Raw genomic sequence first — 24,813 nt, forward strand, 5'->3', positions numbered from 1 at the left:
GCCGGCGACAGGACGGTCACGGCCCCGGCGCCCGCGCGGGCGGCTGCCAGCGCCGAAAGGCGCGCCGCGCCCGTGGCGGACGGCCCACCCGAGAAGACGCCGACATGGCCGCGCGTGTATTTGTGCGCGTCGCGGCCCGGCCAGGGGAAACACCCCGCCCAGAGGCCTGGATCATTGCGGAAAGCCCGCGGCTCGATCTCGTCCAACACTTTGACCGGTATGCCGATGTCGGCCAGCACCGTTTCGCCGCACAGGCTGCGGCCGGGCTCCAGCAGGTGGCCGGGCTTCAGCCGAAAGAACGTCACCGTCAGGTCGGCGCGGATCGCCGTGCCCAGCGGCCGCCCTGAATGTCCGGAGACGCCGGACGGCAGATCGACTGCGACGATCACGGCCCCCGACGCATTCGCCCGTTCGATCGCTTCTGCGGCAGGCCCCGTGACCGCCCGCGCCAGCCCCGCGCCGAACAGGGCATCGACGACGAGGTCGGCCCTGTCCGGCCGGCAGGCGTCGAGCGGCGCAAGCGGCAAGGCGCAGGCCGTGCGCGCGCGGCCCGCATCGCTGTCCTCGGGCGGCGGCGTGTCACAATGGAGGCCCACCTGCAAACCCGCGTCCCGCAGCCTTTGCGCGATGACGAACCCGTCGCCGCCATTGTTGCCCGGGCCAGCCAGAACGTGGACCCTCTGCATGCCGGGAAATCGGGCGAGGATTTCGGCGGCCACCGCAGTGCCCGCATTGCGCATGAGCCCGCCGCCGTCGAACGGCCCCGCCGCGATCGCAAGGCTGTCGGCCAGCGCCATTTCGGCGGGCGTGAGGAGTTCGATCGTCATGCGGCCATCCATTCGCTGCTCGGGCAGGTTAGCCCGGCCCGAGAGCCGGTTGCAAACGGGCGTCATGCCTATATTTTTGGCTTCATGCTCATTTTCTAATCATCGTTGATTGCGCCTTTCCCTCGTTTCCGGCAGTTTCATCGGCGTGAAACCGCGCCGCCCCCACACGACCCCGCATGAAGCTTCGGCTGGCGTTGATGGCGCTGCGTCAGCCGATTCCGCCGTCGATCTGGCACGGTTCGTGCTTCGGTTTGGCGGAAGCGGGCTCGATTTGCCGCGCATACCATCGGAGGCCCCTATCGGATGAAGAAAATCGAAGCGATCATCAAACCTTTCAAGCTCGACGAGGTGAAGGAAGCCCTTCAGGAAGTCGGCTTGCAGGGGATCACTGTCACCGAGGCCAAGGGCTTCGGGCGGCAGAAGGGGCATACCGAACTCTACCGGGGCGCCGAGTACGTGGTGGACTTCCTGCCGAAGGTGAAGGTCGAGGTCGTGCTGGCCGACGAATCGGTCGACGCGGCGCTCGAAGCCATCCGAAAGGCTGCGCAGACGGGGCGGATCGGCGACGGCAAGATCTTCGTCTCCAACATCGAGGAAGTCGTGCGCATCCGTACGGGCGAAACCGGTATCGACGCCATCTGAGCGGCTCAGTCCGTCTCCGAAAAGTTCCATTCGTCAGACAGGGAAAAAGAAATGACGACAGCCAACGACATCATGAAGCAGATCAAGGACAACGACGTGAAATTCGTCGACCTGCGCTTCACCGACCCCAAGGGCAAGCTGCAGCACGTCACGATGGACGTCGCTGAGGTCGAGGAGGACATGTTCGCCGACGGCGTGATGTTCGACGGATCCTCGATTGCCGGCTGGAAGGCCATCAACGAGTCCGACATGGTGCTCATGCCCGACACCGAGACGGTCCACATGGACCCGTTCTTCGCGCAGTCGACCATGGTCATCCTGTGCGACATTCTCGACCCGGTTTCCGGTGAAGCCTACAACCGCGATCCGCGCGGCACGGCCAAGAAGGCCGAGGCCTACATGAAGTCGGAAGGCATCGGCGACACCATCTTCGTCGGCCCGGAAGCCGAATTCTTCGTGTTCGACGACGTCAAGTACAAGGCCGACCCCTACAACACCGGCTTCAAGCTCGACTCGACCGAACTGCCGTCCAACGACGACACCGACTACGAGACCGGCAACCTCGGCCACCGTCCGCGCGTCAAGGGCGGCTACTTCCCGGTTCCGCCGATCGACTCGCTGCAGGACATGCGCTCCGAGATGCTCACCGTCCTCACCGAGATGGGTGTGCGCGTCGAGAAGCATCACCACGAGGTGGCGGCCGCCCAGCACGAGCTCGGCATCAAGTTCGACACGCTCGTCCGCAACGCCGACAAGATGCTGATCTACAAGTACGTCGTGCATCAGGTCGCCAATGCCTACGGCAAGACCGCGACCTTCATGCCCAAGCCGATCTTCGGCGACAACGGCTCCGGCATGCACGTGCACCAGTCGATCTGGAAGGACGGCAAGCCGACCTTCGCCGGCAACGAATATGCCGGCCTGTCGGAGTCCTGCCTGTTCTACATTGGCGGCATCATCAAGCACGCCAAGGCCATCAACGCCTTCACCAACCCGCTCACCAACTCCTACAAGCGTCTGGTGCCGGGCTACGAGGCTCCGGTGCTGCTCGCCTATTCGGCCCGCAACCGTTCGGCCTCCTGCCGCATCCCCTTCGGCTCCTCGCCGAAGTCGAAGCGCGTCGAAGTCCGCTTCCCCGATCCGGGCGCGAACCCCTACCTCGCTTTCGCGGCCATGCTGATGGCCGGCCTCGACGGCATCAAGAACAAGATCCACCCCGGCCAGCCGATGGACAAGGATCTCTACGACCTGCCGCCGAAGGAACTGAAGAAGATCCCGACCGTCTGCGGCTCGCTGCGCGAAGCGCTCCAGAGCCTCGACAAGGATCGCGGCTTCCTGAAGGCCGGCGGCGTGTTCGACGACGACCAGATCGATGCCTACATCGAGCTGAAGATGCATGAGGTCATGCGCTTCGAGATGACCCCGCATCCGGTCGAATTCGACATGTACTATTCGGTCTGATCTCCTCCCGAGACCGACGACGGAACGAGCCGGAGCCTTGCGCTCCGGCTCTTTTCGTTTGCGGAGGACGATGACAGGAGAGTGGCATGCCGCCGTGGCGCGTCACCGTTCGATGGGATAGACATCGGGCAGACACAACGCGGAGACGCGCACTCCATGAAGATCGCAACCTGGAACATCAACGGCGTCAAGGCGCGCATCGACAACCTGCTGGCCTGGCTTGAGGAAAGCCAGCCGGACATCGCATGCCTGCAGGAGATCAAGTCGGTCGACGAAAACTTTCCCCGCCTCGAGATCGAGGCGCTCGGCTATCATGTCGAAACGCATGGACAGAAGGGTTTCAACGGGGTGGCGATCCTGTCGAAGCTGCGTTTCGACGAGGTGAACCGTCGATTGCCGGGCGATGAAACCGACGAGCAGTCCCGATTCATCGAAGGTGTGTTCTCCACCAGCGCCGGCGCGCTCAGGGTCGTCTCGCTCTATCTGCCCAACGGAAACCCGGTCGGAACCGAAAAATTTCCCTACAAGCTCGGCTGGATGGAGCGGCTCGAGCGCTGGACGGCCGGGCGGCTCGCGCTGGAGGAGCCGCTGGTGCTTGCCGGCGACTACAACGTCATCGCAAAGCCGATCGACGCGAAGAACCCGTCGGCCTGGGTCGACGATGCCCTGTTTCAGCCAGAGACCCGCGAGGCGTTCCGCCGTCTCGAATGGCTCGGCATGACGGATGCGATCCGGGCGGTCACCGACGAGCAGCTGTTCACCTTCTGGGACTACCAGGCCGGCGCCTGGCAGAAGGACAACGGCATCCGGATCGACCACCTGCTGCTTTCGCCCGAAGCGGGACGGCACCTGTCCTCCGCGGCGGTCGAAAAGCACGTCCGCGCCTGGGAAAAACCATCCGACCACGTCCCCGTCGCAATCGACCTGGCGCTCGAAGCCGCAGCCTGAAGCGCGCCGGTCGGCATTGCACCCCGGCAGGCGCTGGCCGGATCGGGCGATTTGTGGCATGATGCGTCAATGATGCGACTGGTGGCTCTTCTTTCCCTCGTCGTCATCGGCGCCGTGGCAGCCCATTCCCCCGCTCGCGCCGACTGCCTGTGTGCGGCCAACGGACTGCGCTACGAGCAGGGCGAGATCAGCTGCATCCGACTGTCATCCGGAAGCTACCTTGCGCGATGCGAAAAGGTGCTCAACAACTCGTCATGGACGAAGGTGTCGGACGGTTGCCAGGATTTGGCAGGGTCAGACGCACAGGACGCAACCACCCAGTCGCCGCAGTCTGGGGCGCAGCCGGATCCTGCCGAACAGCGCTGTCTTCAGGACTGATGATATGGCCGGGGCAACGGGGTGGACGGCAGGCGGGCCGCGCAAGAAATCAGCGCGCGCCGCTCCGCAGCATGTCCTCTGCCAGCGCGATGGCGGTCCGACGATCGGACTCGCCGGCCAGCGAGAAGGCTTCCTCCTGCAGGCTGCGGATCCACACGCGATCGGACGGCGACGCACGTTCGAGCGCGGCGGTCATCATGGCAAGGCCGCGCACGACCTTGCCGCTCTGGAACAGCAGATCGCCGAGCGTCGCCTGAGCGCCTGAATGCCCCTTCTCGGCGGCCAGCTGGAACCAGCGGCCGGCCTGCTTGACGCTGACCTTGACGCCCTCGCCCCTGAGGAACATCCGCCCGATCTCGTACTGGGCGGTCGGGTTTCGATAAGTCGCGGCCGCCCGCATGTAATAGTCCTGCGCGGCTGCGGGATTGGGCTGAACCGGCGTACCGGGAATGCCGGTCCGAACGTAGCCGGCGAGCGCCACGAGCGCGTCCGACACGTAGCTTTCCTCGGGGCTACCCGGCTCGACGTCCTGCTGGACGATCAGGCTGAACGCCTTGAAGGCCTCGTAATCGTTGCGCTGGACGCCATCGCCCTCGGCATACATGCGCGCGAGTTTCCAGCGCGCGCCAAGCTGGCCGTTTTCCGCGGCGTAGCGATAGGCCTCGACGGCCTCCTCCTTGTGACCCTGGCGATAGGCGTCGAAGCCAAAGCGGAACACGTCCCAGGGGCTGGAACCCTTCTCCTGCATCGACCTCGGGTCGAGCGCGAAAGCGCTTCCCGCAGCGCTCAGCCCGGCCCCAATGACAACACTCACAAAGGTCGCACGGACCCACGCACTCATCGGCATTTCAATCGGCTTTTCTTGCCCGGGCACCGGACGATCCAACGCAACCGGCGAGGCTTGAAGAGCCTTCTCCCGACTGCGGGTTCTCCCATTCCACCATGGCATCAACATTCCGTTCCACACCCGAGACGGGCAAACTGGTCGAGCAAGGCGAGAGCCGCCCTTGCAACGTCTTCTGAGTTGCTACTCGTTTATGGCGGGAACGCGGCAATCGCCAGATGACGTCTGCGAGCGTGAATGCTTCCTGAACGAGTGTTGCGGAATCGACACTGCCTGCGACGCCTGGAAAGACAGGGCCCGGTCTTGCCGGCAGACTCAGCCCCTGGCTTCGCCTTCGCCCTTTTCGCGGGTCAGCACCGACGTCACCACCGATCCGATGATCAGGATCGCCGTGACCATCAGCGCCACCGTCGACGGCACCTTGTAGACATGCGCGAGGAGCATCTTCCCGCCGATGAAGATCAGCACCAGCGACAACCCGGTCTTCAAATGATGGAAATCGCGCATCATGCCCGAGAGGACGAAGAACAGCGCGCGCAGCCCCATGATCGCGAAGACGTTGGAGGAAAAGACGATAAAGGGGTCGTTCGATATGGCCAGCACGGCCGGGATGGAATCGACCGCGAAGATGAGGTCGGTGAACTCCACCGTCACCAGCACCACGAAGAGCGGCGTCATGTAGAGGAGGCCCTGGCGGGTGACGAAAAAACGCGATCCTTCGTACTCGTCTGTGACGCGCCCGGTCTTCTTCAGCAGCCGGACGATGCGGCTCTGGCCGGGGTCGATCATGTCGTCGCCGGACCTCATCATCTTGTAGCCGGAAAAGACGAGCAAGGCTCCGAGCGCCATGCCGATCCACTCGAACTCGTCGACGATCTTCACGCCGGGCACGATCAACGAAAGGCGCATCACGATCGCGCCGACGATGCCGTAGAACAGGACGCGGTACTGCGCTTCCGGTGGGACCCGGAAATAGCTGAAGATCAGCGCGATGACGAAGATGTTGTCGAGCGACAGGGCCTGTTCGATCAGGTAGCCGGTCAAGAATTCGGCGCCCTTGTCGGCGCCGCCGAACCAGAACACGCCGGCCCCGAACAGAAACGCGAGCGTGACATAGCCGGCGACCGTGATGCCGGCTTCGCGCGAGCTGATCACGTGGTCCTTGCGGTGGAGAACGAAGAGGTCGACGAACAGGATGATGGCGACGAACGCCAGGAAACCGGGCCAGAGCCAGTCGTGCAGATCCATGGGGAATGAAGCCTGCGCCGCGTGAGCGCGCCGTCGTTCGGTCCGACATCACAGGCGACGCCTCGCCTGTCAGAGGGGCCCGGCCCGGGTGACGACCCTATGTGCGCCCGTTCGAGCCGCTTTACAAGCGGCTCGATGGCTCGAGACTCCAGAATTGGCGGCCCGCGCGCGAAGGCGTCGGGCCCGCCCCGGGCTCAGGTCTGGCCCGTCACACGCTGCAGCGCGACCCGGAGACGGTCGAGCACGGCCACGAATTCAGCGCGCTTCTCGCGCTCCGCGTCGACGATCTCGTCCGGTGCATTGGCCACGAACTTTTCGTTCGACAGCTTCTTGTCGATGCGTCCGATCTCGCCTTCGGTCTTCACGATTTCCTTGCCGATGCGGGCGGCTTCGGCGTCGAGATCGATCAGGTCGCCGAGCGGAATGCAGGCGGTGGCCTCGCCGACGACGATCTGCGCCGACCCTTTCGGCGCCTCCGTGGCGAGCGCGATCTCGGTGACACGCGCCAGCCTGATGATGGCGGGCGCATGGCGGCCCAGCCGCTCGCGTGTCTCGGCGTCCGCGCCCACCATCGCCAGGGGCGCCTGGGCGGCGGCTGGGACGTTCATCTCGGAGCGCACCGAGCGGATCCCCGACACGAGGTCGACCAGCCAGTTGATCTCGGCTGCGGCGGCGTCGTCGGCAAATTCCGGCTGCGGCCAGCGGGTCAGCGCCAGCATGTCCTGGCGTTCGCTGCCCGCGGGCGCGGTGCGGGCCCAGAGCTCTTCCGTCATGAACGGCATCATCGGATGGAGGAGCTTGTAGATCTCTTCCAGCACGTGGGCGACGCAGGCGCGCGATTCCGCCTTGGCGGCCTCGTCCTCGCCCATGAACACGGGCTTCAGCAGTTCCAAGTACCAGTCGCAGACCAGGTTCCAGACGAAGGCATAGGCGGCTCCGGCCGCCTCGTTGAAGCGGTACGTCTCGATGCCACGGGTCATTGCGGCGCTTGCGCGGGTCAGCTCCGTCAGGATCCAGCGGTTGACCGTCAGCTTGGCCTCGTCCGGCCGGAACGCCGGATCGATCGCCGCGCCGTTCATCTCCGCGAAGCGGGTCGCGTTCCACAGCTTGGTGCCGAAGTTGCGATAGCCGGCGATACGAGCGGGATCGAGCTTCACGTCGCGACCCTGCGCGGCCATGATGGTCAGCGTGAAGCGCAGCGCATCGGCGCCATACTCGTCGATCAGTTCCAGCGGATCGATGACGTTGCCCTTGGACTTCGACATCTTGGCGCCGTTCTTGTCGCGAACGAGCGCGTGGACGTAGACCGTGTGGAACGGCTCTTCCTCCATGAAATGGAGACCCATCATCATCATCCGGGCAACCCAGAAGAAGATGATGTCGAAGCCGGTCACCAGCACCGACGTCGGATAATGGATCTTCAGTTCCTCGGTCGCGTCCGGCCAGCCGAGCGTCGAGAACGGCCACAGCGCCGACGAGAACCAGGTGTCGAGGACGTCCTCGTCGCGGGTCAGGATGTCGCCGGGCTGGAAGTTTTCGAGCTTCTCCTCGACCCAGGCCTTCCAGGGTCCATCGAGCGCCAGATAATATTCGACGGCGGCTTCGAGGGCCTGCTTCTCGGTCTTCTCGACGAAGACATGGCCGTCAGGCCCGTACCAGGCGGGAATCTGATGGCCCCACCAGAGCTGGCGAGACACGCACCAGGGCTGGATGTTCTCCATCCACTCGAAATAGGTCTTTTCCCAGTTCTTCGGCACGAAGCTGGTGCGCCCCTCGCGCACGGAGGCGATGGCCGGCTTCGCCAGGGTCGCGGCGTCGACATACCATTGATCGGTCAGGAACGGCTCGATGGGAACACCGCCCCGGTCGCCGTGCGGCACCATGTGCCGGTGCGGCTCGACCTTGGCGAGGTACCCGCCCGCCTCCATCAGTTCGACGATGAACTTGCGTGCCTCGAACCGGTCGAGCCCGTCCAGCCGATCCCAAATCTCCTCGTTCATCAATTCCAGGGACAACCCGTCGAGGAAGTCCTCGTTGTCCTTCAGCGCAATCTTGGCTTCGACGGTCAGAATGTTGATCGCCCGTGCCTTGTGGCGCTTGCCGACCTCGAAATCGTTGAAGTCGTGCGCCGGCGTGATCTTGACCGCGCCCGTGCCCTTCTCCGGATCGGAATACTCGTCGGCGATGACCGGGATGCGGCGCCCCACCAGCGGCAGGACCAGATTCCTGCCGACGAGATGGCGATAGCGCTCATCGTCGGGATGAACCGCAACGCAAGTGTCGCCGAGCATGGTCTCGGGACGGGTCGTGGCAACGGTGATGTAGGTCGTCGGGTTCTCGGGATCGAAGGCGAGGCCCTCGACCGGATAGCGGAAGTGCCAGAGATTGCCGTTCACCTCGAGCTGCTCGACCTCGAGGTCCGAGATCGCGGTCAGAAGCTTCGGGTCCCAGTTGACGAGCCGCTTGTCCTTGTAGATCAGGCCCTGCTTGTAGAGCGTGACGAAGACCTCCACGACCGCCTTCGACAGGCCTTCGTCCATCGTGAAGCGCTCGCGCGACCAGTCGCAGGACGCGCCCAGACGCTTCAACTGGTTGACGATGATGCCGCCCGACTCGTCCTTCCACTCCCAGATCCGATCGATGAACTCCTCACGGCTCATGTCGCGGCGGCGGATCTGGCGCTCGGCGAGCTTGCGCTCGACCACCATCTGGGTGGCGATGCCGGCATGGTCCATGCCCGGCTGCCAAAGCACGTTCTTGCCGCGCATGCGCTCGAAGCGGACCAGGATGTCCTGCAGCGTGTTGTTGAGTGCGTGCCCCATGTGGAGCGAGCCGGTGACGTTCGGCGGCGGGATCACGATCGTGTAGGGTTCGGCGCCATGTTCTGCGCCCGCGCCGGCACGAAAGGCGTGCTCCTGTTCCCAGCGAAGGGCTATTTTCGGCTCGACGCTGGCCGCGTCGTAGGTCTTGTCAAGCATGTCCAGGCGTCCGCACTCGCGAGGCAAATTGGAACGCGCCGATGCCCGGCCGTTCCTTGAGCACGGTGTAAAGCCGATGGTTCAGGGCAAGTCAACCGCGCCGGCCGGTGCCTCTCGGCAAGGCTGGAGGCCGCGTTTGCCGGTCTTGGCCGCCCGAACGACCGAGCCTCCCGCAAACGGGGCGCCCGCCCTCGCGGCTCGACGGGCAACCTCCCGTTTCGTCCGGAGAACGTTTCAGCGGCCGCCGCGGGCGACGCGCTCGATCTCTTCGCGGACGAGCTTTTCGACCAGCGTCGGCAGGTTGTTGTCCAGCCAGTCCTGCAGCATCGGCCGCATCATCTCCGTGGCCAGTTCGTCGAAGCTCTTGCGACGGCTCGCTTCGAACGCCTCGGACAATTCGCCGAATGCGGCCGCGACCTGACGCCCCGTCCTTTCGGAAATCAGCGACGCCTTCTCGACCGGCGCAGCCGCCGGCTGGTCTGGTGCAGCCGGTTCCATCGCCTCGCTCGCGACGGGCTCGGCGGCTGTCTCCATCGCAGCCGGCTCCGCCGCAGCGGCGTCGTCGAGCAGCCTGCCGGGCGCCGCTGTCTCAGCTGCCGGAGCGTCCGGCTCCGAATGGTGTCGGGACGGCGAATGATCCGCCCAGACGTCGTCCAGCGGACCCGGGCGTGCCGCCAGCGCCTCGTCGGGCTGCTGCGCGCCAACGGCCGCCGTTTCGAATGTCCTGCGATCCTGACCCGGCAGATCGAACCCCGAGGTCGGCGCGTTGGCCGCGACCAGGTCCATCGGCGGCACCTCCGCGTCCTGCGTCGCCGAAGACACCGACAGCGTGTCCTCGGGCTTGCGCCCCTGATCGCTGTCCTCGATGATGCGACGGATCGATGCGAGGATCTCCTCCATCGAGGGCTCGCGCTGCGACCCGCCCGCCTGAGGCATCTTCAGTTCAGCCGCCTGACTGGCCATCGTTCGCATCTCCATGCCCGATCGAGATCGGTCCCCGAATCATCCAGCAAGCCTAGCGCTTCGATTCCCATGAGAGAATCCCCTCTCGGGCGCGGCCGCCGCTTTCGCACAGGATTACGGCGACCTCGAACGAAAACGGCCGCGCAGGGCGCGGCCGACATGTCGGGACGGGGCTAGGACGGTCAGCGACCGTCGGGCGTGCGAAGGCCGAACCACTTGTCCTTGACGGCTTCGTAGTGCTCTTCGGGTTTGTAGGTCGCGACCTTCAGGCCGAGGCTCTCGACGCCGAGGCGGCCGACCGCCGACAGGATGGCGAAGCTCGCCAGCACGACGTCGTGCTCGGCGCTGACCTGGTTGATCTGCGCGGTGATGACGTCGGCCTGCGCGTTGAGCACGTCGAGCGTGGTCCGCTGGCCGACATTGCGCTCCTCGATCACGCCGTTCAGCGCCAACTGGGCGGCCGAGATCAGTTCGCGGTTGGCGGCCACCACCTCGGCGCCGGCGATGTACTGCGTCCAGGCGGAAGTAACCGCCGCGCGCACCTGGTCGCGGCTGACGTCGACCTCGATGCGGGCCTGGCCGAGCGATTCCTTCGACTGCCGAACCAGCGCGGAGGTGCGACCGCCCTGATACAGCGGGATGGTCAGGGTCGCGCCGATCTGCGCCGACGTGGAGCTGCCGTCGGACACGCTCGCCGGAGAGGTATCGGTGAAGCTCCGGCTCACGCCGGCGCTCGCGGTGACGCCCGGAAGCAGCGCCCCCTCGGCCGAGTTGACCGAGAAGCCGGCCGCGTCGACCAGATGCTGGGTCGCGAGGATCGCCGGATGACGAACCAGGGCGGTCTCGATCGCCTGCGGCAGGCTTCGGGGCAGCAGCTTGGCCAGCGGGCTGACCGGCTCGAGCCTGCCCGGCACATCGCCGATGACCTGGCGGTAGATCGCCTCGCTCGCCTGGGCGCTGGCGCGGGCGGCACTCAGCTGGGCCACGGCGGCGGAGCGGCTTGCATCCGCCTGCGCCACGTCGGTGCGGGTGCCCTCGCCCACTTCGAACCGCGATCGTGACGCGCGAACCTGCTCGCTGAGGAATTCGAGGTTGCGCTCGCGCAGCACCGCGATCTGGCGATCCCTGATCACGTCCAGATAGGCCGTGGCCGCGCTGTAGAGCGTGTTCTGTTCGGTGTTGCGGAGCGATTCGCGCGACGCAAAGACGCGCGACTTGGCGGCCAGCACGTTGTTGCGCGTCTGGAAGCCGTCGAACAGGGTCTGGTTGATCTGGACGCCGAAGGAGCCCGAACGGATGCTGCTGTCGCTGATGCCCGAGCGATCGGTGTACTGGATCGAACCGGTCGCGGCGATGGTCGGGCGATAGCCCGACTTGGCAATGGCCACGTTCTCGTCGGTGACGCGAACGCCGGCGCGAGCCGAGTTCAGGGACGAGTTGTTCTGATAGGCCTTGGTCAAGGCCCCGAGTATCGTCTCGGCGCTGGCTTGAACCGGCGAGACCACGGCGGCGGTGACCAACAACGCTGCCAACAGATTTCTGCTCATCGACGCCACCACGGACCTCATTCACATGACCGGACGCGTGCTGGGCGTCCCCCAATCCCTGGCCGGGCTGGGCCCGACCTGCACCTTCAGTTCCTCCCGAATCGCGCTCCCCGACGACTGGTAATCATACGCTTGACCAAAATGACGTCCGGCACCGCCGCGTGCAAGCCCTCAGAACTCGAAGGCGGGTTCTTTCTGAAATCCGGGCAATGGCTTGACGGCGGCATTGAAACCGCGCCGGGCCGAGACGACATTCCCCTGCCTCACATAGAGATTGGCGACACCGGCATTGCCGTGGCCTTCGACCACCACGAGGCGACCGCCGTCCTTCATCTGGTCGAACAGGGCCTGGGGCACCTCGTCCACCGCGCCCTCGATGACGATGACGTCGTAGGGCGCCTCGGACGCGTAGCCGGACGACAAGGCGCCCTGAACCACCGCGACATTGTCGAAGCCGAGTTCGGCCAGTTGCGCGGTCGCGGCATCGGCAAGCGCCGCGTCGTCTTCGAGCGCGATGACCGAACCGGCGAGGCGCGACAGGATGGCCGCGGAGTAGCCGGTGGCGGCCCCGACGTCGAGCACGAGATCCGTGGGGCCGATGTCGGCCAGTTGCAGAAGCTTGGCGAAGGGCGACGGCTCCATCAGGAAGCGCGGAGCCTGCCGGCCGGGCGACGTGATCTCCAGATCCTCGTCGATATAGGCCAGCGGCTTCAGGCGCGCCGGGACGAAGGCTTCGCGGGGCACCGACATGAAGGCATCGAGAAGCGGAACGCGATTGACGTCCGTGGTTCGCAGCTGGCCGTCGACCATCTTGGCCCGCAACCGCTCGAAGTCAGCGCTTGTCGTCAATGTTCGTCTCCGCCGGCCTGTCTTCGCGATCGCCGGGACGACCACGGTCCCTGGCGAAACAGCCGGCGCTGGAGGCCTCGCCCGGAATCGAACCGGGGTGCAAGGATTTGCAGTCCTCTGCGTAACCACTCCGCCACGAGGCCTCGCCGCGATCGGCTGTCTATGCGCGATCTGTTAACAGAGGGTCACCGGGCCGACAAGCGTCCCGTGCCAAAATCAACCGCAATTGGCGATGGGTCGCAATGGAGGGCGGCGAGCCCCCGTCGCCATCAAAGGGCCGCGTCCGGCGGAGCCCGGTCGGGTGGCGCCGCCAAGCGGCGACGGGGCTCTTGGGTGCCGCGCGCAAGCGGTCAGGACCGGCTTCGACGTCGATGCCACCAGACGGCGGTGCGGCGGCGCCACCGGCGCACGGACGGAATGTCGTAGGAGAGGACGAGCAGCCCGGTCGGGATCATCCAGAACCCCAGCACCGGCAGGAAGCCGAAGATGCCGCCGACGATCAGGGCCGACCCCGAGGCAATCCGCATGCGGCGCGACCGCGGCACGCGCACCTTGCGGCCAAAGGCGTTGATCGTCGGCCCGGCCCCCGCGTCGGCGCGATCCGCGCCCGTCTGTCCACCCCGTCCATCGCCGCGCGCCATGCATCGTTCCTCTACACCCCTCCCCCTGCCTTCAGGCCGCCTGGGCCGGCTCGGACGTGCAGGGTGCCGGAGCGCCTATATCGGACGCGCGATCGCTCATTGCGATGGACGGTTCGGCGGAACCGAAAAAAAAATAATTGGCGCTTGGCAAGGCGGAAAGGCATTTGCTATAGGCACCGCACTTCAACGAGCGCTGTTCCCCGGTAGCTCAGTGGTAGAGCAACCGGCTGTTAACCGGTTGGTCGCTGGTTCGAATCCGGCCCGGGGAGCCAATTTTTTCAAGCACATCAAGCAGTTCTGATCGCGCTCGGAGGACGGCTGCCTGGCGTCCATGGGCGCAGGTCCCGTGTGCCTGACCACGACCCCTTCTCGCGACCGTGCCCCTCGACCGCCGCAGCAGACGCGCCGTCATGAGCCCGGGCGCTTCCGCGCGCCGGGGGGCGGAACCGGGCGCGCCGGAAAGGTCCGGGCCGCCGGTGCGGGCCGGCGCAACGGTGCGGAAAAGCTGGTGAGCCCGTCCGATCCGCGAGACCCGGCCAGCGCTCTGCGGTTCGAGCTCGACGGGCGCGCCCAATGCCGGGTTCTCCGCGTCGAGCGTCTCGATCTCGGCGAGTTGCGGTAAAAGCCGCGTCCGGAAGAGCGCCACCCGTTCGCGTTCGTCCCCGTCGTCCATGCGGGCATTCACCCCGGCCGTCAGCGGAACATCAAGACCGGAACCTTGCAGCGTCGTACCATGGCCTCGGTCGTCGAGCCGATGACCAGGCTGCGGATGCGCGAGTGGCCATAGGCGCCCATGACGAGAAGGCCGATGCCCTGCGTCTCGACATGATGACCGATGACGTCGTCGGGATCGCCCGGCTTGAGCCGTCCATCGACCTCGAACCCGGCCTCGCGCAGGCGGCGCACAGGCGCATCGAGCCGCGACCGATTCTCGGCCGTGTCGGCGCCGACCGACAGCACCGTCGCGCTCAGGCCTTTCAGCAAGCCGCTGGAAGCGACGAAGTCGACGGCCCGACTGGCGCTCTTGCCGCCGTCGAATGCGATGAGGAAGCGGTCGAAGGGCACATAGGCCCGCGAGGCCACGAGGACCGGCCGCGTCGACGACCGCACGATGCGCTCCAGATTGGATCCCAGATGCAGCTTGGCGAAGTCGGCCGCCTCGCCGCGCTTGCCCACGATCACCATGCGCGCGTCGGTCTCGAGATCGGCGAGCGCTTCCAGGAGGTCGCCGTTGCGGAGCCGCGTCTCGACCTGGTCGACGCCTGCGGCCGCAGCGATGGCCCTGGCCGTTTCCAGCAAGGCGCGTCCCTTGGCCTGCGCCAGCTTGGCATGCTGTTCGTCGAGGCGCGCATACTCGTCCAGCAGGGCGGCGCGCTGGTTGACTTCCAGGCTGCCGCTCAGGTCGAACGTGCCCGCCATGCGGCGGCCGAGCACATGCGCGATCTCGAGCGACGCGCCCATGCGAACCGCCGCCCAGGCGGCGAGACGGCAGACGCTTTCGGCATAGACGGAGCCGTCGACGAAGGCGAGTAGTCTGGACATGGTCTTCCTCCCTCAGTGACCGGACAGCTGATCGAGCGCGCCCGGCTTGTCATGGATCGCCAGCTTGTCGACCAGCGTCGCGCTGGCCTCGTTCAGGCCGATGACCTCGACCTCCGCGCCCTCGCGGCGGAACCTCAGGATCACCTTGTCGAGGGCCGCGACACCGGTCAGATCCCAGATGTGGGAGCGGCTGACGTCGATGCTCACCGTCTCGATCGCTTCCTTGAAGTCGAAGGAGGCCTGGAAGCGATCCGCCGAGGCGAAAAACACCTGCCCCTCGACCACATAGGACCGCGCCCGCCCGTCCGCCGACAATGTCGACGTCACGCGGAAGATCTGCGCTACCTTGGCGGCGAAGAACAGGCCCGACAGCAGCACGCCGATCAGCACCCCGATGGCGAGATTGTGGGTGAAGACGACGGCCACCACGGTCGCCACCATGACGACCGACGAACGGCGCGGATGGTCGCGCAGGTTCTTGATCGAACTCCACGAGAAGGTGCCGATCGAGACCATGATCATGATGGCCACCAGCGCCGCCATCGGAATGATCGAGACGAGATCGCCGAGCCCCACGCACAGGATCAGCAGGAAGACGCCCGCCGCGAAACAGGACAGCCGCCCGCGCCCGCCCGACTTCACGTTGATGACCGACTGGCCGATCATGGCGCAACCCGCCATGCCGCCGATGAAGCCGGTGACGATGTTCGCCGTGCCCTGGCCCACGCATTCGCGGTTCTTGTCGCTGCCCGTGTCCGTCAGTTCGTCGACGATCGACGCGGTCATCAGGGATTCGAGCAGGCCGACGATGGCGACCGCGGCCGAATAGGGCAGCACGATCAGGAAGGTCTCGACGTTGAGCGGCACGTCGGGCAGCAGGAACACCGGCAGCGTCGCCGGCAGTTCGCCCATGTCGCCGACCGTGCGGATGTCCATCCCGAAGAACAGGGCGATCGACGTCAGCACGACGATGCACACCAGCGGCGACGGTATCGACTTCGTCAGGTGCGGGAACAGGTAGATGATCGCCAGGCCGGCTGCGACCATGACGTAGGTCAGCCACGGCACGCCCACGAGTTCGGGGATCTGCGCCATGAAGATCAGGATCGCCAGCGCATTGACGAAGCCGGTGATCACCGAGCGCGAGACGAAGCCCATCAGGTTGCCGAGCTTCAGCATCCCGGCCGCGATCTGAAGCACGCCCGCCAGAATGGTCGCCACCAGCAGGTACTGGAGGCCATGCTCCTTCACCAGCGTGACCATCAGGACCGCGGTGGCGGCCGTCGCGGCGGAGATCATGCCGGGTCGGCCGCCGGTGAACGCAATGATCACGGCGATGGAAAACGAGGCGTAGAGGCCCACCTTGGGGTCGACCCCGGCAATGATGGAAAAGGCAATCGCTTCGGGAATGAGGGCGAGCGCCACGACGAGGCCCGCGAGCAGATCGCCGCGGACATTGCCGAACCACTCGTCGCGGTAAGCAGAAAGAGAGTTCATTGATGTCCAGGAAGGAAACGGAACCGCCGCCCCAGAGCTCCCATCCGGAAGACTGTCAGACGTATCGGTCCTGTTGTCCGGCGGGTCGGCGGCCGGAGGAGCCACCCGGAATTGCACCGGGTCCATGCGATGGCGCGATGTAGTCGCAAACCATGCTGCGGTGCAATAGAATTCTCGGTATGGCTGCCATCCGGAGCGCTGGTGGGCGCCGCGGGCGGGCGGGGCATCCGGTTGGCGACCGATCGCCGGCGCGGCGCGGCGCTTTCGTCCTACCCATCCGACCCAGCGGCTGGTAGAGCAATGGGCGACCGGACCGAAGCAATTCTGTTTCCCGATGGCGAGGCGATCCGCCAGCAGGGCGGGTCGGGACAGATGAATGGCAGGTCGCCGATGAGCGCACTTTTCGAGGAGCTCGACTATCAGGTCACGCCCATGGGCGCCATCTCGCTGCGGCGGCGCCGGGATCTGTCGACCGGTCAGGACATCTTCGAAATCAAGCTCAACGACGAGTTCCTGATGTCGTCGAAATTCACCCGTTCGGAGAAGGCGCTTGCAACCCACGCGCTTTCCGAGCTTCCGGGCAAGGCACTGGACGTCGTCGTCGGCGGCCTGGGTCTGGGATACACCGCCGTCACCGCGCTTCGCAACCAGAACGTGCGCTCGATGCTCGTGGTCGACGTGTTTCGCCCGGTCATCGACTGGCACGAGCGCGGTCTGCTGCCGCTCGGCTCCGAACTGGCGCAGGACGAGAGATGCCGCTTCGTCGAAGGCGATTTCTTCGCCATGGCGCGCGCGCCCGAGACCGGGTTCGATCCGCAAGATCCCGGCTGCCGTTTCGACGCGATCCTTCTCGACATCGATCATTCCCCGCACCACGTCCTGCGGTCTTCGAACGGTGCGCTCTACACGCCGCAAGGGCTCCAGATCCTCGCCGAGCACCTGCGTCCGCACGGCGTTTTCGCACTCTGGTCGAACGATCCGGAAGACACGGACTTCACCGGCCGGCTGCGGGCCGCCTTCGGCGTCGCCCGTGCCGAGCCCGTGGTGTTCCACAATCCCCTCCAGGACCGTGACGCGGTCCAGTGCGTCTATCTCGCCCACAAGCGGGCAGACGCCGCGTGACGGGATGGCTGCATGCACAGCGTCTCGATGCGGTGCGGGACGTGATCCGCGACCGCCATGCGCGCTCGGTCCTTGATCTCGGTTGTGGCGACGGAGACCTGCTCGTCCGGATCGCGCGGGAGAACGGGGTCGAGCGCGTCGTGGGTATCGACGTCTGCGCCCGCTCGCTGGAACGGCTTCGCGCACGTCTCGACGCGGACGGACCGCCCCACGCTACGGTCGAAATCCTGCACGCATCTCTGCTCGATGCCCCAGACAGGCTGTGCGGCTTCGATTGCGCGGTTCTCGTCGAGACGATCGAGCATCTCGATGCCGGGCGCCTCGGCGCCTTCGAGCGGGCGATCCTCGGGCGGCTGCGGCCGTCGACCGTCGTCGTCACGACGCCCAACGCCGAATTCAACGCGCTGCTCGGCGTGCCTGCGCACCGCTTCCGCCATCCCGATCATCACTTCGAATGGGATCGCGCCCGCTTTCGCCGTTGGGCAAGGGGCGCGGCGGGACGCCACGGCTATCATGTCGGTTGCTTCGACATCGCAGGCTGCCACCCGCAACTGGGCGGCGCGAGCCAGATGGCCGTCTTCGACCTGTCCGCACCGGACACGGGACGCCGGACCGACGAAGCAGATGGAGATCATGTAGACGACGTGGATGTCGGGCGTTAACTGAACGTCCCCCGAATCGACGGGCCGCAATAGAATCGCGTCTTCCTGCCCCTCGCGTTCCCGCCAACGGGCATCGACCGGAGCATGACCGCATGACCACGCCTCCCCGTCCCGATTTCGTCGCCGAACAGCGCGCGGCCCAAGCGGCCTTCTTCGCCGCTGAACATCCAGGCCATGTCGGTTTCGAAGGCAGCCTCTATCGCCTGCACCCGGACGATCGGCTCTCCAATCTCAATCCCGTCATCCGCGATGCCGCCGAGCGCTCCTTCGCCGACAACGCCATCGCCTGGCACCAGCATGCCGCGCATGGCCTGTCGTCGCAGGCCGCTTGCCTCAATTTTCTCATGCCTCTGGCCACGCGTCCGGACGTGCTGGCCCGCCTCGTCCAGTCCGCCGTCGGTGGCGAGCTTCCCGAGATGCTGGCCGTCGAAGCAGGCCCGGACGGCGAGCCATGGTTCGTCGGCTTCGAGTGGATCGGCCGCGAGGATTATCTCAACGAATGGCCGCGCAGCGGCCAGCCCCGGCGCGGCGCCAACGTGACGTCGGCCGACGCGATACTGCGTTACCGGCAGGCTGGCCGGATCGAGACCCTGCTCGTCGAGTGGAAATATACCGAGTCCTACGGCGCGCCGCCCGAACAGAAACGGGAGGCCGAACGGCTGCGCCGCTACCAGAAGATCATCTTCTCGCCCTTCGGTCCGCTGCGCAGCGATGCCGGGTTGAAACCGGCCGACCTTTTCTGGGATCCGTTCTACCAGCTCATGCGCCAGCAGGTCCTCGCCTGGCGCATGCAGGCGGCCAGGGAAGACGCAACGGAGCGCGTGCGCGTGCTGCATGTCGCGCCGGCCGGCAACTGGCGGCTCAGGCGCGTGACGTCCCCTGCGCTGCGGGCCCTGGGCGACGACGCCTTCGCCGTCTTCCGTGGCCTTCTGGCCGATCCCGAAAGCTTCGTCAGCCTGTCGACCGAGGCGCTGTTCCAGCCACTGATCGCCGATGCGCCGGCCGATGATCAATGGGCGCTTTATCTTCGCAGCCGCTACGGGTTCCTGACGTCATGCGAACCTGTCGACGAGGCCGAGGACCGATAGCCCTTGTTCCGCTTTCTGCATTCGAGCGATCTGCATCTGGGAAAGCGCTTCGGTAACCTCGCGGAAGATTTGCGCGGCCGGTTGCGCGAAGCACGCCATGGGTCGATCGAGCGGCTTGCGGCGCGGGCGCGGGAGAACGGCGCCGACGTCGTCCTGCTCGCCGGCGACACCTTCGACACCGAGACCCCGACGCCGGACATCCGCCGCCAGGCGATCGCCGAAATGAGCCGTCACGCGCCGCTGCGCTGGGTCATCCTGCCCGGCAATCACGATTCGCTGCAGGCCGCGCCGCTCTGGGCGGCCCTGCGCGCCGGCTTGCCGGAAAACGTGATCCTCGCCACGGAAGCGCAGCCTTTGACCCTGGCGCCTGGCGTCGCCCTGTTGCCCGCGCCTTGCACGACGCGTCGGCCTGGCCGAGACCTGAGCGAATGGATGGACACGGCGGCGACCCCGGACGACACCATCCGGATCGGTCTCGCCCACGGGCCGGTCCAGAGCTTTTCGGAGGAAACTCTCGCATCCGACATTTTGGCGCCGGATCGGGCGCGCCGGGCCGGGCTCGACTATCTGGCGCTCGGCGACTGGCACGGCGCCGTCGCCATCGATGCCCGCACCCGCTACAGCGGAACGCCCGAGCCGGATCGCTTCAAGCACGACGAGCCGGGCCGGGCCCTGGTCGTCAGCATCGAATCCCCGAGGGCGGAACCGGTCGTTACAGCGGTGGAAACCGGCCTCTTCGCCTGGAAGACCACGACCCTCGATCTCCTGCCGACCGACGATTGCGAGGCGGCGCTCGCGGCGATCCTTCCGCCGGCTCACCTGCGTCGCCATGCCCTCCTGCGCATCGCCGCATCCGGCCGGGCGGGAATTGCCGGGCGAACCGCGCTGGTCGCCGCAATCGCGGACGCCGCGCCCGACTACGCGCTGCTCGAACTCGACGAAACAGGTCTGTCGACCGAATGCGATGCCACCGATCTGGACCGCATCGACCGCTCGGGCGCGCTCCGCGACGCCGCCGAAACGCTTTTGGCGCAGGCCGGTGACGAAAGTCGCGCCGAGGTCGATCGCGAGGTCGCGCGCGGCGCGCTGGTGCGCCTGTTTTCCTATTGCGCGACGGCATCGTCATGAAGATCACCGCGCTCAGGCTCTTCAACGTCAAGCGTTTCGCTGGCCGGGGCGTCGCCATCGAGGACATCGGCGACGGCGTCAATGTGCTCTGCGCGGCCAACGAGTTCGGCAAGTCGACGAGTTTCGAGGCGCTGCATGCGCTGTTCTTCCAGGCCCACACCGGCCAGCCGAAGGACGTCAAGCGGCTCCAGCCCTACAGCGGCGGCAATCCTGTCGTCGAGGCCGATATCCAGACCGAAAAGGGCCGTTACCGACTAGCCAAGCAGTTCATCGGCGGCCGACGCGCCACCGTGACGGACTTGGGCAGCGGTCGGCTGGTCGCACAGGCGGACGAGGCCGAAAACTTCATCGCCGGGCTGACGCGGGGCGGCACGGCGGGCCCGTCCGGCCTTCTCTGGGTCCGCCAGGGCATCACCGGCATCGAGGACCGTGACAAGCGGGAGGAGGAGGACGAGCGTCGGGTGCGCGCCAGCCTGCTCGAATCGGTGCAGGGCGAAGTCGAGGCCGTCACCGGCGGCCGGCGCATGGCGGAGGTGTCGGCCCGCTGCGCCGAAGAACTCGGCCGGCTCGTCACCGCCACCGGGCGCCCCAAGGTCGGTGGCCCCTATGACACCGCGCTTGCCGAGCAAAGGCGGCTTGCAGCGGAAGACGCGCGGCTCACGGCCGACGTCGCCGCCCTGCGCAAGGATCTCGACGATCGTGCCGGCGCGGCGAGGCATCTGAAGGATCTGGACGATCCCGCGGAAAGAGACGCTCGGCGCGCCGCACTCGAAAAGGCGCAGGCCGCGCTCGACGCCGCGAAGGTCCATGGCGAGGCGCTGCGGTCTGCGCAAGCGGAACTGGCGCATGCGCGCGGCCGCCGCGACGCGACCCGGCGGGAACTCGATACCTTCCGCGGCGCGCTGGCGAAGGCGTCTCTGCTGGCGGTCCAGGTCGCCACGGCCGAGCAAGCCCGCGACGCGGCCCTCGTCCGGCACCGGGCAGCGATGGACGAAATCGCCAGGGCGGATGCCGAAACGCAGATCGCCGAGACGGAGGAGAAGCAGGCGCGCGACCTGCTGGCGCGGCTCGACGCCGCGCTGAAGGCGAAGGACCATGCCGAGCGGCTGGCCGCGCTGGCGACGAAGCTCGAAACCGTCGAAGCATTGCGGATGGAACTGGAGGGAGCCGAGGCCGCGCTGGCCTCGCTCGCCGTCCCGGCAAAGACGGTGGACCGCCTGCAGGACCTCGAAATCGAGATCGCGGGCCTCGCGGCATTGGAAACGGCCCGCCAACCGAAACTCGGCATCGTCTACGAGCCCGGCGCAATCGCCCGCGTCACCCTCGATGGCCAGGTTCTCGACGACGGCGAGGAGCGCGGCTTCGCTGATTCGGCCCGCCTCGACATTCCCGGCATCGGCATGATGACGCTTCGCACCAGTCGCCCCGCCGGCGACAACGACGCCCTTCGCAAGGCCAAGGCCGAGCGCGACGGCCTGCTGGCCGGGCTCGGCGCCGAAAACCTGCCGGAGGTGCGGCGGCGCGAAGCGGACGCCCAGCGCGCGACGGTCGAGATCGAGCGGCTGCGCGCCGGCATCAAGGCTTTGGCGCCGCAAGGCCTCCCCGCCTTGCGCGAGGAGATGGCGCGTCTCGCCGCGGCAGGCCCGCTTCCCCTCGAGGTCAAAGGCGATCCGGATTCGGCTCGACAGGGCGTCGAGCAGGCGGCGGAGCGGGTCGCCGCCGCCCGGCTCGCGCTGCGTGAGGCCCAGCCGACGCGCGGTGTCGCCGAGAACGCCTTGCGGGGCGCCGAGACGTCGCTGGCGTCGCTCCAGGGCGAGCGGGCACAGGTCGAAGCCTCGCTCGGACCCTTGAACGAACGCGCCGGCCGCGAGCAGGCCTTGGCCGACGAAGCTCGACTTGCCGACGAACATGCCGCCGAAGCGGAGGTCAGGACGGCGCGCCTGCGCGACGCCGCGCCCGATCTCGCCTCGGCGGAGGCCGCCGTCAGGCGCCTGCGCTCGGCCGAGGAATCCGCCGCCAGGCAGATCGCCGACCTGCGCGAACGCATCGCCGGGCTCGACGGCACCATCCGCGCCCGCGCCGACGAAGCCGTCGAGGAGCAGTTGCAGGAAACCCGCGAGGCGCTCGACGCCGCCAACCGTCGCGTGGCGGCTTTCGCGGCGGAGGTCGCCCTCCTCGACAGGTTGCAATCGACGCTGCACGCGGCCCGCTCGGCCGCCCGCGACCTCTATCTGAAGCCGGTGATGCAGGAACTGCGCCCGCTGCTCGCGCTGCTCTTCGACGACCTGTCGATCACCTTCGACGAGAAGACGCTTCTGCCGCACAGGATCACCCGCGGCGGGGCGGAGGAGGACGTCGAACGGCTGAGCGGGGGCACGCGCGAGCAATTGTCGATCCTGACGCGTCTCGCCTTCGCGCGGCTTCTCGCCCGCGACGGCCGACCGGCGCCGGTGATCCTCGACGACGCGCTGGTCTATTCCGACGACGACCGCATCGAGAAGATGTTCGATGCCCTGCACCGGCAGTCGGCCGACCAGCAGATCATCGTCTTTTCCTGCCGCCAGCGCGCCTTCGCCCGCCTCGGCGGCCGGGCGCTGAGCATGATCGACTGGAAGCCCGAAGACTAGGCTGCGCGGCAGAGTGCAGGAACCGAATCAGGCTCCGCGCCCAGGCCCTTGTCTTTGCAGCGATTCCCCGATCGTCTCCGGCTCGTCTGTCAGAAATGTTCGCCCGTCTGGAAAGGCCCGATCCGGACGCCCGCCGCCACGAGGTAGGCCGTGGACCAGCCGATCAGCAGGAAGCCGTTGACGCCTTCGAGCGCGGCGAAGAGGCGCCATTCGGCGGCCGGAACGACGTCGCCGTAGCCGAGCGTCGAGAAGGTCACGGTGGAGAAGTAGAGCGCCGTCTCGAAGTCGCCGAACACGCCGAGCCCGTGATGGAAGGCCGCCCAGAGCCAGACCTCGACGGTCATGATGGCGAAGATGCCGATGACGGTCGTGACCATCGCCAGGGTTCGGCTCCTGTGCCCGTGCACCCGGAAGCGGGAGGTCATCGCACGCATCAGGTGCGTGACCGCAATCAGTCCCCAGGTGTGGATGACGACCGTCAGGGCGATCACGAAGGTGCCGAGGACCAGATTGGCGAACATCGGTACATCCTAGCGCATCTGTCGGCGCCGGCATTGCCGAAGATCAATTTTCCTGCGGCGCCTGACCGACGTGCGAAGCCTTCCCGTCCATCGGCTCGAGCGTGTTCAGGAAAGCGATCAGCGCCATGCGGCCCCGGTCGGTCAGCACGAATCCTTCGATCGCCGTACGCCCCGATGGCGCTTCCGGCGCGCTGGCATAATGGTCGACCACCTCCTCCAGCGTCGCGATCTGGCCCGCATGCATGTAGGGCGCCCGACCGGCCACGCCGCGCAGCGAGGGCGTCTTGAAGGCACGCTCCAGTGCCTCGCCGTCCCGGACCATGAAGCGGATCTCGCCACACTGCTCGGGCGTGGTGTCGGAAAAGGCGCCGAGACAGTTGAACGGGTCGGCCAGCACCTTGGCCACCGCGTCGGCCCGGCCCCTGTCCGGGGGCAGGCCCGGCACCGCCGGAACGCCGGTGTTGTGGAAATGGTCGTCGGTGAAGCGCGGGCCGTTGTGGCAGTTCACGCAGGACGCCTCGCCCATGAAGAGCTTCAGCCCCTCGAGTTCGAGGTCCGACAGCGCCGCCTCGCCCTCCGGTCGCCTTCCTGCCGCGACCGCCTCGGCGAAACGGTCGAAGCGGGTCATGACGGGAGCGATCGTCCGTTCGAAGGCTGCGACTGCCTTGCCCATGTTCGAGTAGACGCGATCGACACGCCCTCGCTCGTCGTCCGTCAGTCCCGCCCATGCCGCCCGCTCCGACTCGCTGCCGAGCGGACTTGTGTCTTCGGGCAATCCCGTCAGGTCGGGCAGCGGCCCGAACACGGCTTCATATTCGTCACGGTAGGCGTTCGCCACCTGCCGAACCAGCGCCACCCGGTTGCCGCCGTGCTCGACAGGGTTCTCCCACGGCCCCAGCGCCTGCGCCCACAGGCTGTCGGCGCGCCCGTCCCAGAACTGCCACGGGCTCCAGGCCACGCCTTCGAGCGGCATGGTGCGCCGATCGGCTTCGCCGATGCCGATCGCGCGCGCGATTCCGTCCTGGAACCGCCGCGTCGGCTGGTGGCAGGAAGCGCAGGACACCGAGCCGTCCGCCGACAGGTCGTGGTCGAAGAACAACGCCTCCCCCAGCGCCGCAGCCGCGGGATCGTCGGCGACGCGGTTCGACGGATCGGCAGGCAGCAGCGGCAGCGCCGCGAGCGACAGCGTTGCGACCACGCGCGCCTCGCCCTCGCTCAGGTTCGACGGCTTGCAGGCGCCCGCCAGCAGCAGGGCCGCGAGGGCAACGCCGGTCGTCAGCAGGCGCGGGCGCATCGCCGC

General features: G+C 66.9%; 21 protein-coding genes, 2 tRNA genes and 1 other annotated feature. Of the genes, 10 read left to right on the forward strand and 13 right to left on the reverse strand.

Going from position 1 to position 24,813, the window contains the following annotated elements; all coding sequences use genetic code 11:
* On the reverse strand, positions 1 to 827 hold an 827-nt coding region (locus EJC49_RS22375; RefSeq protein ID WP_126702156.1), incomplete at its 3' end, for an NAD(P)H-hydrate epimerase.
* A gap of 303 nt (positions 828 to 1,130) precedes the next feature.
* On the opposite strand from EJC49_RS22375, the gene EJC49_RS22380 reads away from it, so the two are divergent.
* The 4 genes from EJC49_RS22380 to EJC49_RS22395 all read left to right on the forward strand — a co-directional run bounded on the left by EJC49_RS22380 (position 1,131) and on the right by EJC49_RS22395 (position 4,256).
* Positions 1,131 to 1,469 (forward strand): P-II family nitrogen regulator, encoded by a 339-nt coding sequence (locus EJC49_RS22380; protein WP_126702157.1) that lies wholly within the window; start codon positions 1,131 to 1,133, stop codon positions 1,467 to 1,469.
* A 51-nt stretch (positions 1,470 to 1,520) separates the two neighbouring features.
* Positions 1,521 to 2,930 (forward strand): type I glutamate--ammonia ligase, encoded by a 1,410-nt coding sequence (gene glnA / locus EJC49_RS22385; protein WP_126702158.1) that lies wholly within the window; start codon positions 1,521 to 1,523, stop codon positions 2,928 to 2,930.
* Positions 2,931 to 3,086: 156 nt separating this feature from the next.
* Positions 3,087 to 3,878, forward strand: a complete 792-nt coding sequence (xth, locus tag EJC49_RS22390) for an exodeoxyribonuclease III (protein WP_126702159.1) — start codon at positions 3,087 to 3,089, stop codon at positions 3,876 to 3,878.
* A 69-nt stretch (positions 3,879 to 3,947) separates the two neighbouring features.
* On the forward strand, positions 3,948 to 4,256 hold the full coding sequence (locus tag EJC49_RS22395) for a hypothetical protein (RefSeq protein ID WP_210211846.1): 309 nt from the start codon (positions 3,948 to 3,950) through the stop codon (positions 4,254 to 4,256).
* A 49-nt stretch (positions 4,257 to 4,305) separates the two neighbouring features.
* On the opposite strand, the gene EJC49_RS22400 is transcribed toward EJC49_RS22395, so the two are convergent.
* The 8 genes from EJC49_RS22400 to EJC49_RS22435 all read right to left on the reverse strand — a co-directional run bounded on the left by EJC49_RS22400 (position 4,306) and on the right by EJC49_RS22435 (position 13,326).
* Positions 4,306 to 5,097: a tetratricopeptide repeat protein gene (locus EJC49_RS22400; protein ID WP_126702160.1), complete on the reverse strand. Its 792-nt coding sequence runs from the start codon at positions 5,095 to 5,097 to the stop codon at positions 4,306 to 4,308.
* A gap of 318 nt (positions 5,098 to 5,415) precedes the next feature.
* Positions 5,416 to 6,348, reverse strand: a complete 933-nt coding sequence (locus EJC49_RS22405) for a TerC family protein (RefSeq protein WP_126702161.1) — start codon at positions 6,346 to 6,348, stop codon at positions 5,416 to 5,418.
* 194 nt (positions 6,349 to 6,542) lie between these two features.
* Positions 6,543 to 9,326 carry a valine--tRNA ligase gene (locus EJC49_RS22410; protein WP_126702162.1) on the reverse strand — a complete coding sequence of 928 codons (2,784 nt, stop codon included), beginning with the start codon at positions 9,324 to 9,326 and terminating at the stop codon, positions 6,543 to 6,545.
* 234 nt (positions 9,327 to 9,560) lie between these two features.
* A complete protein-coding gene (locus EJC49_RS22415) occupies positions 9,561 to 10,289 on the reverse strand; it encodes a PopZ family protein (RefSeq protein ID WP_245453524.1) in 729 nt (242 codons plus the stop codon).
* Positions 10,290 to 10,471: 182 nt separating this feature from the next.
* Positions 10,472 to 11,857 (reverse strand): TolC family outer membrane protein, encoded by a 1,386-nt coding sequence (locus tag EJC49_RS22420; RefSeq protein WP_126702163.1) that lies wholly within the window; start codon positions 11,855 to 11,857, stop codon positions 10,472 to 10,474.
* 150 nt (positions 11,858 to 12,007) lie between these two features.
* Complete coding sequence (locus tag EJC49_RS22425; RefSeq protein WP_126702184.1) at positions 12,008 to 12,646, reverse strand: protein-L-isoaspartate O-methyltransferase family protein; 639 nt, start codon at positions 12,644 to 12,646, stop codon at positions 12,008 to 12,010.
* Positions 12,647 to 12,754: 108 nt separating this feature from the next.
* Positions 12,755 to 12,828: transfer RNA gene (locus EJC49_RS22430), tRNA-Cys, on the reverse strand.
* Between the two features lie 207 nt (positions 12,829 to 13,035).
* The gene (locus EJC49_RS22435; protein WP_245453525.1) at positions 13,036 to 13,326 is read right to left on the reverse strand and encodes a hypothetical protein; all 291 of its coding nucleotides are present in this window, start codon (positions 13,324 to 13,326) and stop codon (positions 13,036 to 13,038) included.
* Between the two features lie 197 nt (positions 13,327 to 13,523).
* On the opposite strand from EJC49_RS22435, the gene EJC49_RS22440 reads away from it, so the two are divergent.
* A tRNA-Asn gene (locus tag EJC49_RS22440) sits at positions 13,524 to 13,598 on the forward strand.
* A gap of 421 nt (positions 13,599 to 14,019) precedes the next feature.
* Here EJC49_RS22440 and EJC49_RS22445 read toward each other — a convergent pair.
* A complete protein-coding gene (locus tag EJC49_RS22445; RefSeq protein WP_126702164.1) occupies positions 14,020 to 14,868 on the reverse strand; it encodes a universal stress protein in 849 nt (282 codons plus the stop codon).
* Between the two features lie 12 nt (positions 14,869 to 14,880).
* On the reverse strand, positions 14,881 to 16,365 hold the full coding sequence (locus EJC49_RS22450) for a SulP family inorganic anion transporter (protein WP_126702165.1): 1,485 nt from the start codon (positions 16,363 to 16,365) through the stop codon (positions 14,881 to 14,883).
* Between the two features lie 71 nt (positions 16,366 to 16,436).
* Positions 16,437 to 16,492: a sequence feature (sul1 is cis-regulatory element that is thought to sense ions involved in sulfur or methionine metabolism; They are found in Alphaproteobacteria), on the reverse strand.
* A 173-nt stretch (positions 16,493 to 16,665) separates the two neighbouring features.
* On the opposite strand from EJC49_RS22450, the gene EJC49_RS22455 reads away from it, so the two are divergent.
* From EJC49_RS22455 to EJC49_RS22475, 5 genes are all read left to right on the forward strand, one after another.
* Positions 16,666 to 17,487: a polyamine aminopropyltransferase gene (locus tag EJC49_RS22455; protein WP_245453526.1), complete on the forward strand. Its 822-nt coding sequence runs from the start codon at positions 16,666 to 16,668 to the stop codon at positions 17,485 to 17,487.
* Positions 17,484 to 18,149, forward strand: coding sequence for a methyltransferase domain-containing protein (locus EJC49_RS22460; protein ID WP_126702167.1), 666 nt, complete (start codon positions 17,484 to 17,486; stop codon positions 18,147 to 18,149). The genes EJC49_RS22455 and EJC49_RS22460 overlap by 4 nt, the downstream gene beginning before the upstream one ends.
* 92 nt (positions 18,150 to 18,241) lie before the next feature.
* Positions 18,242 to 19,237: a PGN_0703 family putative restriction endonuclease gene (locus EJC49_RS22465; RefSeq protein ID WP_126702168.1), complete on the forward strand. Its 996-nt coding sequence runs from the start codon at positions 18,242 to 18,244 to the stop codon at positions 19,235 to 19,237.
* A gap of 3 nt (positions 19,238 to 19,240) precedes the next feature.
* Complete coding sequence (locus tag EJC49_RS22470; protein WP_126702169.1) at positions 19,241 to 20,365, forward strand: metallophosphoesterase family protein; 1,125 nt, start codon at positions 19,241 to 19,243, stop codon at positions 20,363 to 20,365.
* A complete protein-coding gene (locus EJC49_RS22475; RefSeq protein ID WP_126702170.1) occupies positions 20,362 to 22,992 on the forward strand; it encodes an AAA family ATPase in 2,631 nt (876 codons plus the stop codon). The genes EJC49_RS22470 and EJC49_RS22475 overlap by 4 nt, the downstream gene beginning before the upstream one ends.
* A gap of 89 nt (positions 22,993 to 23,081) precedes the next feature.
* On the opposite strand, the gene EJC49_RS22480 is transcribed toward EJC49_RS22475, so the two are convergent.
* Together EJC49_RS22480 and EJC49_RS22485 are read right to left on the reverse strand one after the other, a co-directional pair.
* Complete coding sequence (locus EJC49_RS22480) at positions 23,082 to 23,513, reverse strand: potassium channel family protein (RefSeq protein ID WP_126702171.1); 432 nt, start codon at positions 23,511 to 23,513, stop codon at positions 23,082 to 23,084.
* Positions 23,514 to 23,556: 43 nt separating this feature from the next.
* Complete coding sequence (locus tag EJC49_RS22485; protein ID WP_126702172.1) at positions 23,557 to 24,807, reverse strand: cytochrome-c peroxidase; 1,251 nt, start codon at positions 24,805 to 24,807, stop codon at positions 23,557 to 23,559.
* Positions 24,808 to 24,813: the final 6 nt, after the last annotated feature.

The organism is Aquibium carbonis, assembly GCF_003970795.1.
Taxonomy (GTDB): Bacteria; Pseudomonadota; Alphaproteobacteria; order Rhizobiales; family Rhizobiaceae; genus Aquibium; species Aquibium carbonis.

Coding starts and splice junctions, on each gene's coding strand:
- EJC49_RS22380 (WP_126702157.1), top strand. CDS start 1,131: ATGAAGAAAATCGAAGCGATCATCAAACCTTTCAAGCTCGACGAGGTG.
- glnA (WP_126702158.1), top strand. CDS start 1,521: ATGACGACAGCCAACGACATCATGAAGCAGATCAAGGACAACGACGTG.
- xth (WP_126702159.1), top strand. CDS start 3,087: ATGAAGATCGCAACCTGGAACATCAACGGCGTCAAGGCGCGCATCGAC.
- EJC49_RS22395 (WP_210211846.1), top strand. CDS start 3,948: ATGATGCGACTGGTGGCTCTTCTTTCCCTCGTCGTCATCGGCGCCGTG.
- EJC49_RS22400 (WP_126702160.1), bottom strand. CDS start 5,097: ATGAGTGCGTGGGTCCGTGCGACCTTTGTGAGTGTTGTCATTGGGGCC.
- EJC49_RS22405 (WP_126702161.1), bottom strand. CDS start 6,348: ATGGATCTGCACGACTGGCTCTGGCCCGGTTTCCTGGCGTTCGTCGCC.
- EJC49_RS22410 (WP_126702162.1), bottom strand. CDS start 9,326: ATGCTTGACAAGACCTACGACGCGGCCAGCGTCGAGCCGAAAATAGCC.
- EJC49_RS22415 (WP_245453524.1), bottom strand. CDS start 10,289: ATGGCCAGTCAGGCGGCTGAACTGAAGATGCCTCAGGCGGGCGGGTCG.
- EJC49_RS22420 (WP_126702163.1), bottom strand. CDS start 11,857: ATGAGGTCCGTGGTGGCGTCGATGAGCAGAAATCTGTTGGCAGCGTTG.
- EJC49_RS22425 (WP_126702184.1), bottom strand. CDS start 12,646: ATGGTCGACGGCCAGCTGCGAACCACGGACGTCAATCGCGTTCCGCTT.
- EJC49_RS22435 (WP_245453525.1), bottom strand. CDS start 13,326: ATGGCGCGCGGCGATGGACGGGGTGGACAGACGGGCGCGGATCGCGCC.
- EJC49_RS22445 (WP_126702164.1), bottom strand. CDS start 14,868: ATGTCCAGACTACTCGCCTTCGTCGACGGCTCCGTCTATGCCGAAAGC.
- EJC49_RS22450 (WP_126702165.1), bottom strand. CDS start 16,365: ATGAACTCTCTTTCTGCTTACCGCGACGAGTGGTTCGGCAATGTCCGC.
- EJC49_RS22455 (WP_245453526.1), top strand. CDS start 16,666: ATGGGCGACCGGACCGAAGCAATTCTGTTTCCCGATGGCGAGGCGATC.
- EJC49_RS22465 (WP_126702168.1), top strand. CDS start 18,242: ATGACCACGCCTCCCCGTCCCGATTTCGTCGCCGAACAGCGCGCGGCC.
- EJC49_RS22475 (WP_126702170.1), top strand. CDS start 20,362: ATGAAGATCACCGCGCTCAGGCTCTTCAACGTCAAGCGTTTCGCTGGC.
- EJC49_RS22480 (WP_126702171.1), bottom strand. CDS start 23,513: ATGTTCGCCAATCTGGTCCTCGGCACCTTCGTGATCGCCCTGACGGTC.
- EJC49_RS22485 (WP_126702172.1), bottom strand. CDS start 24,807: ATGCGCCCGCGCCTGCTGACGACCGGCGTTGCCCTCGCGGCCCTGCTG.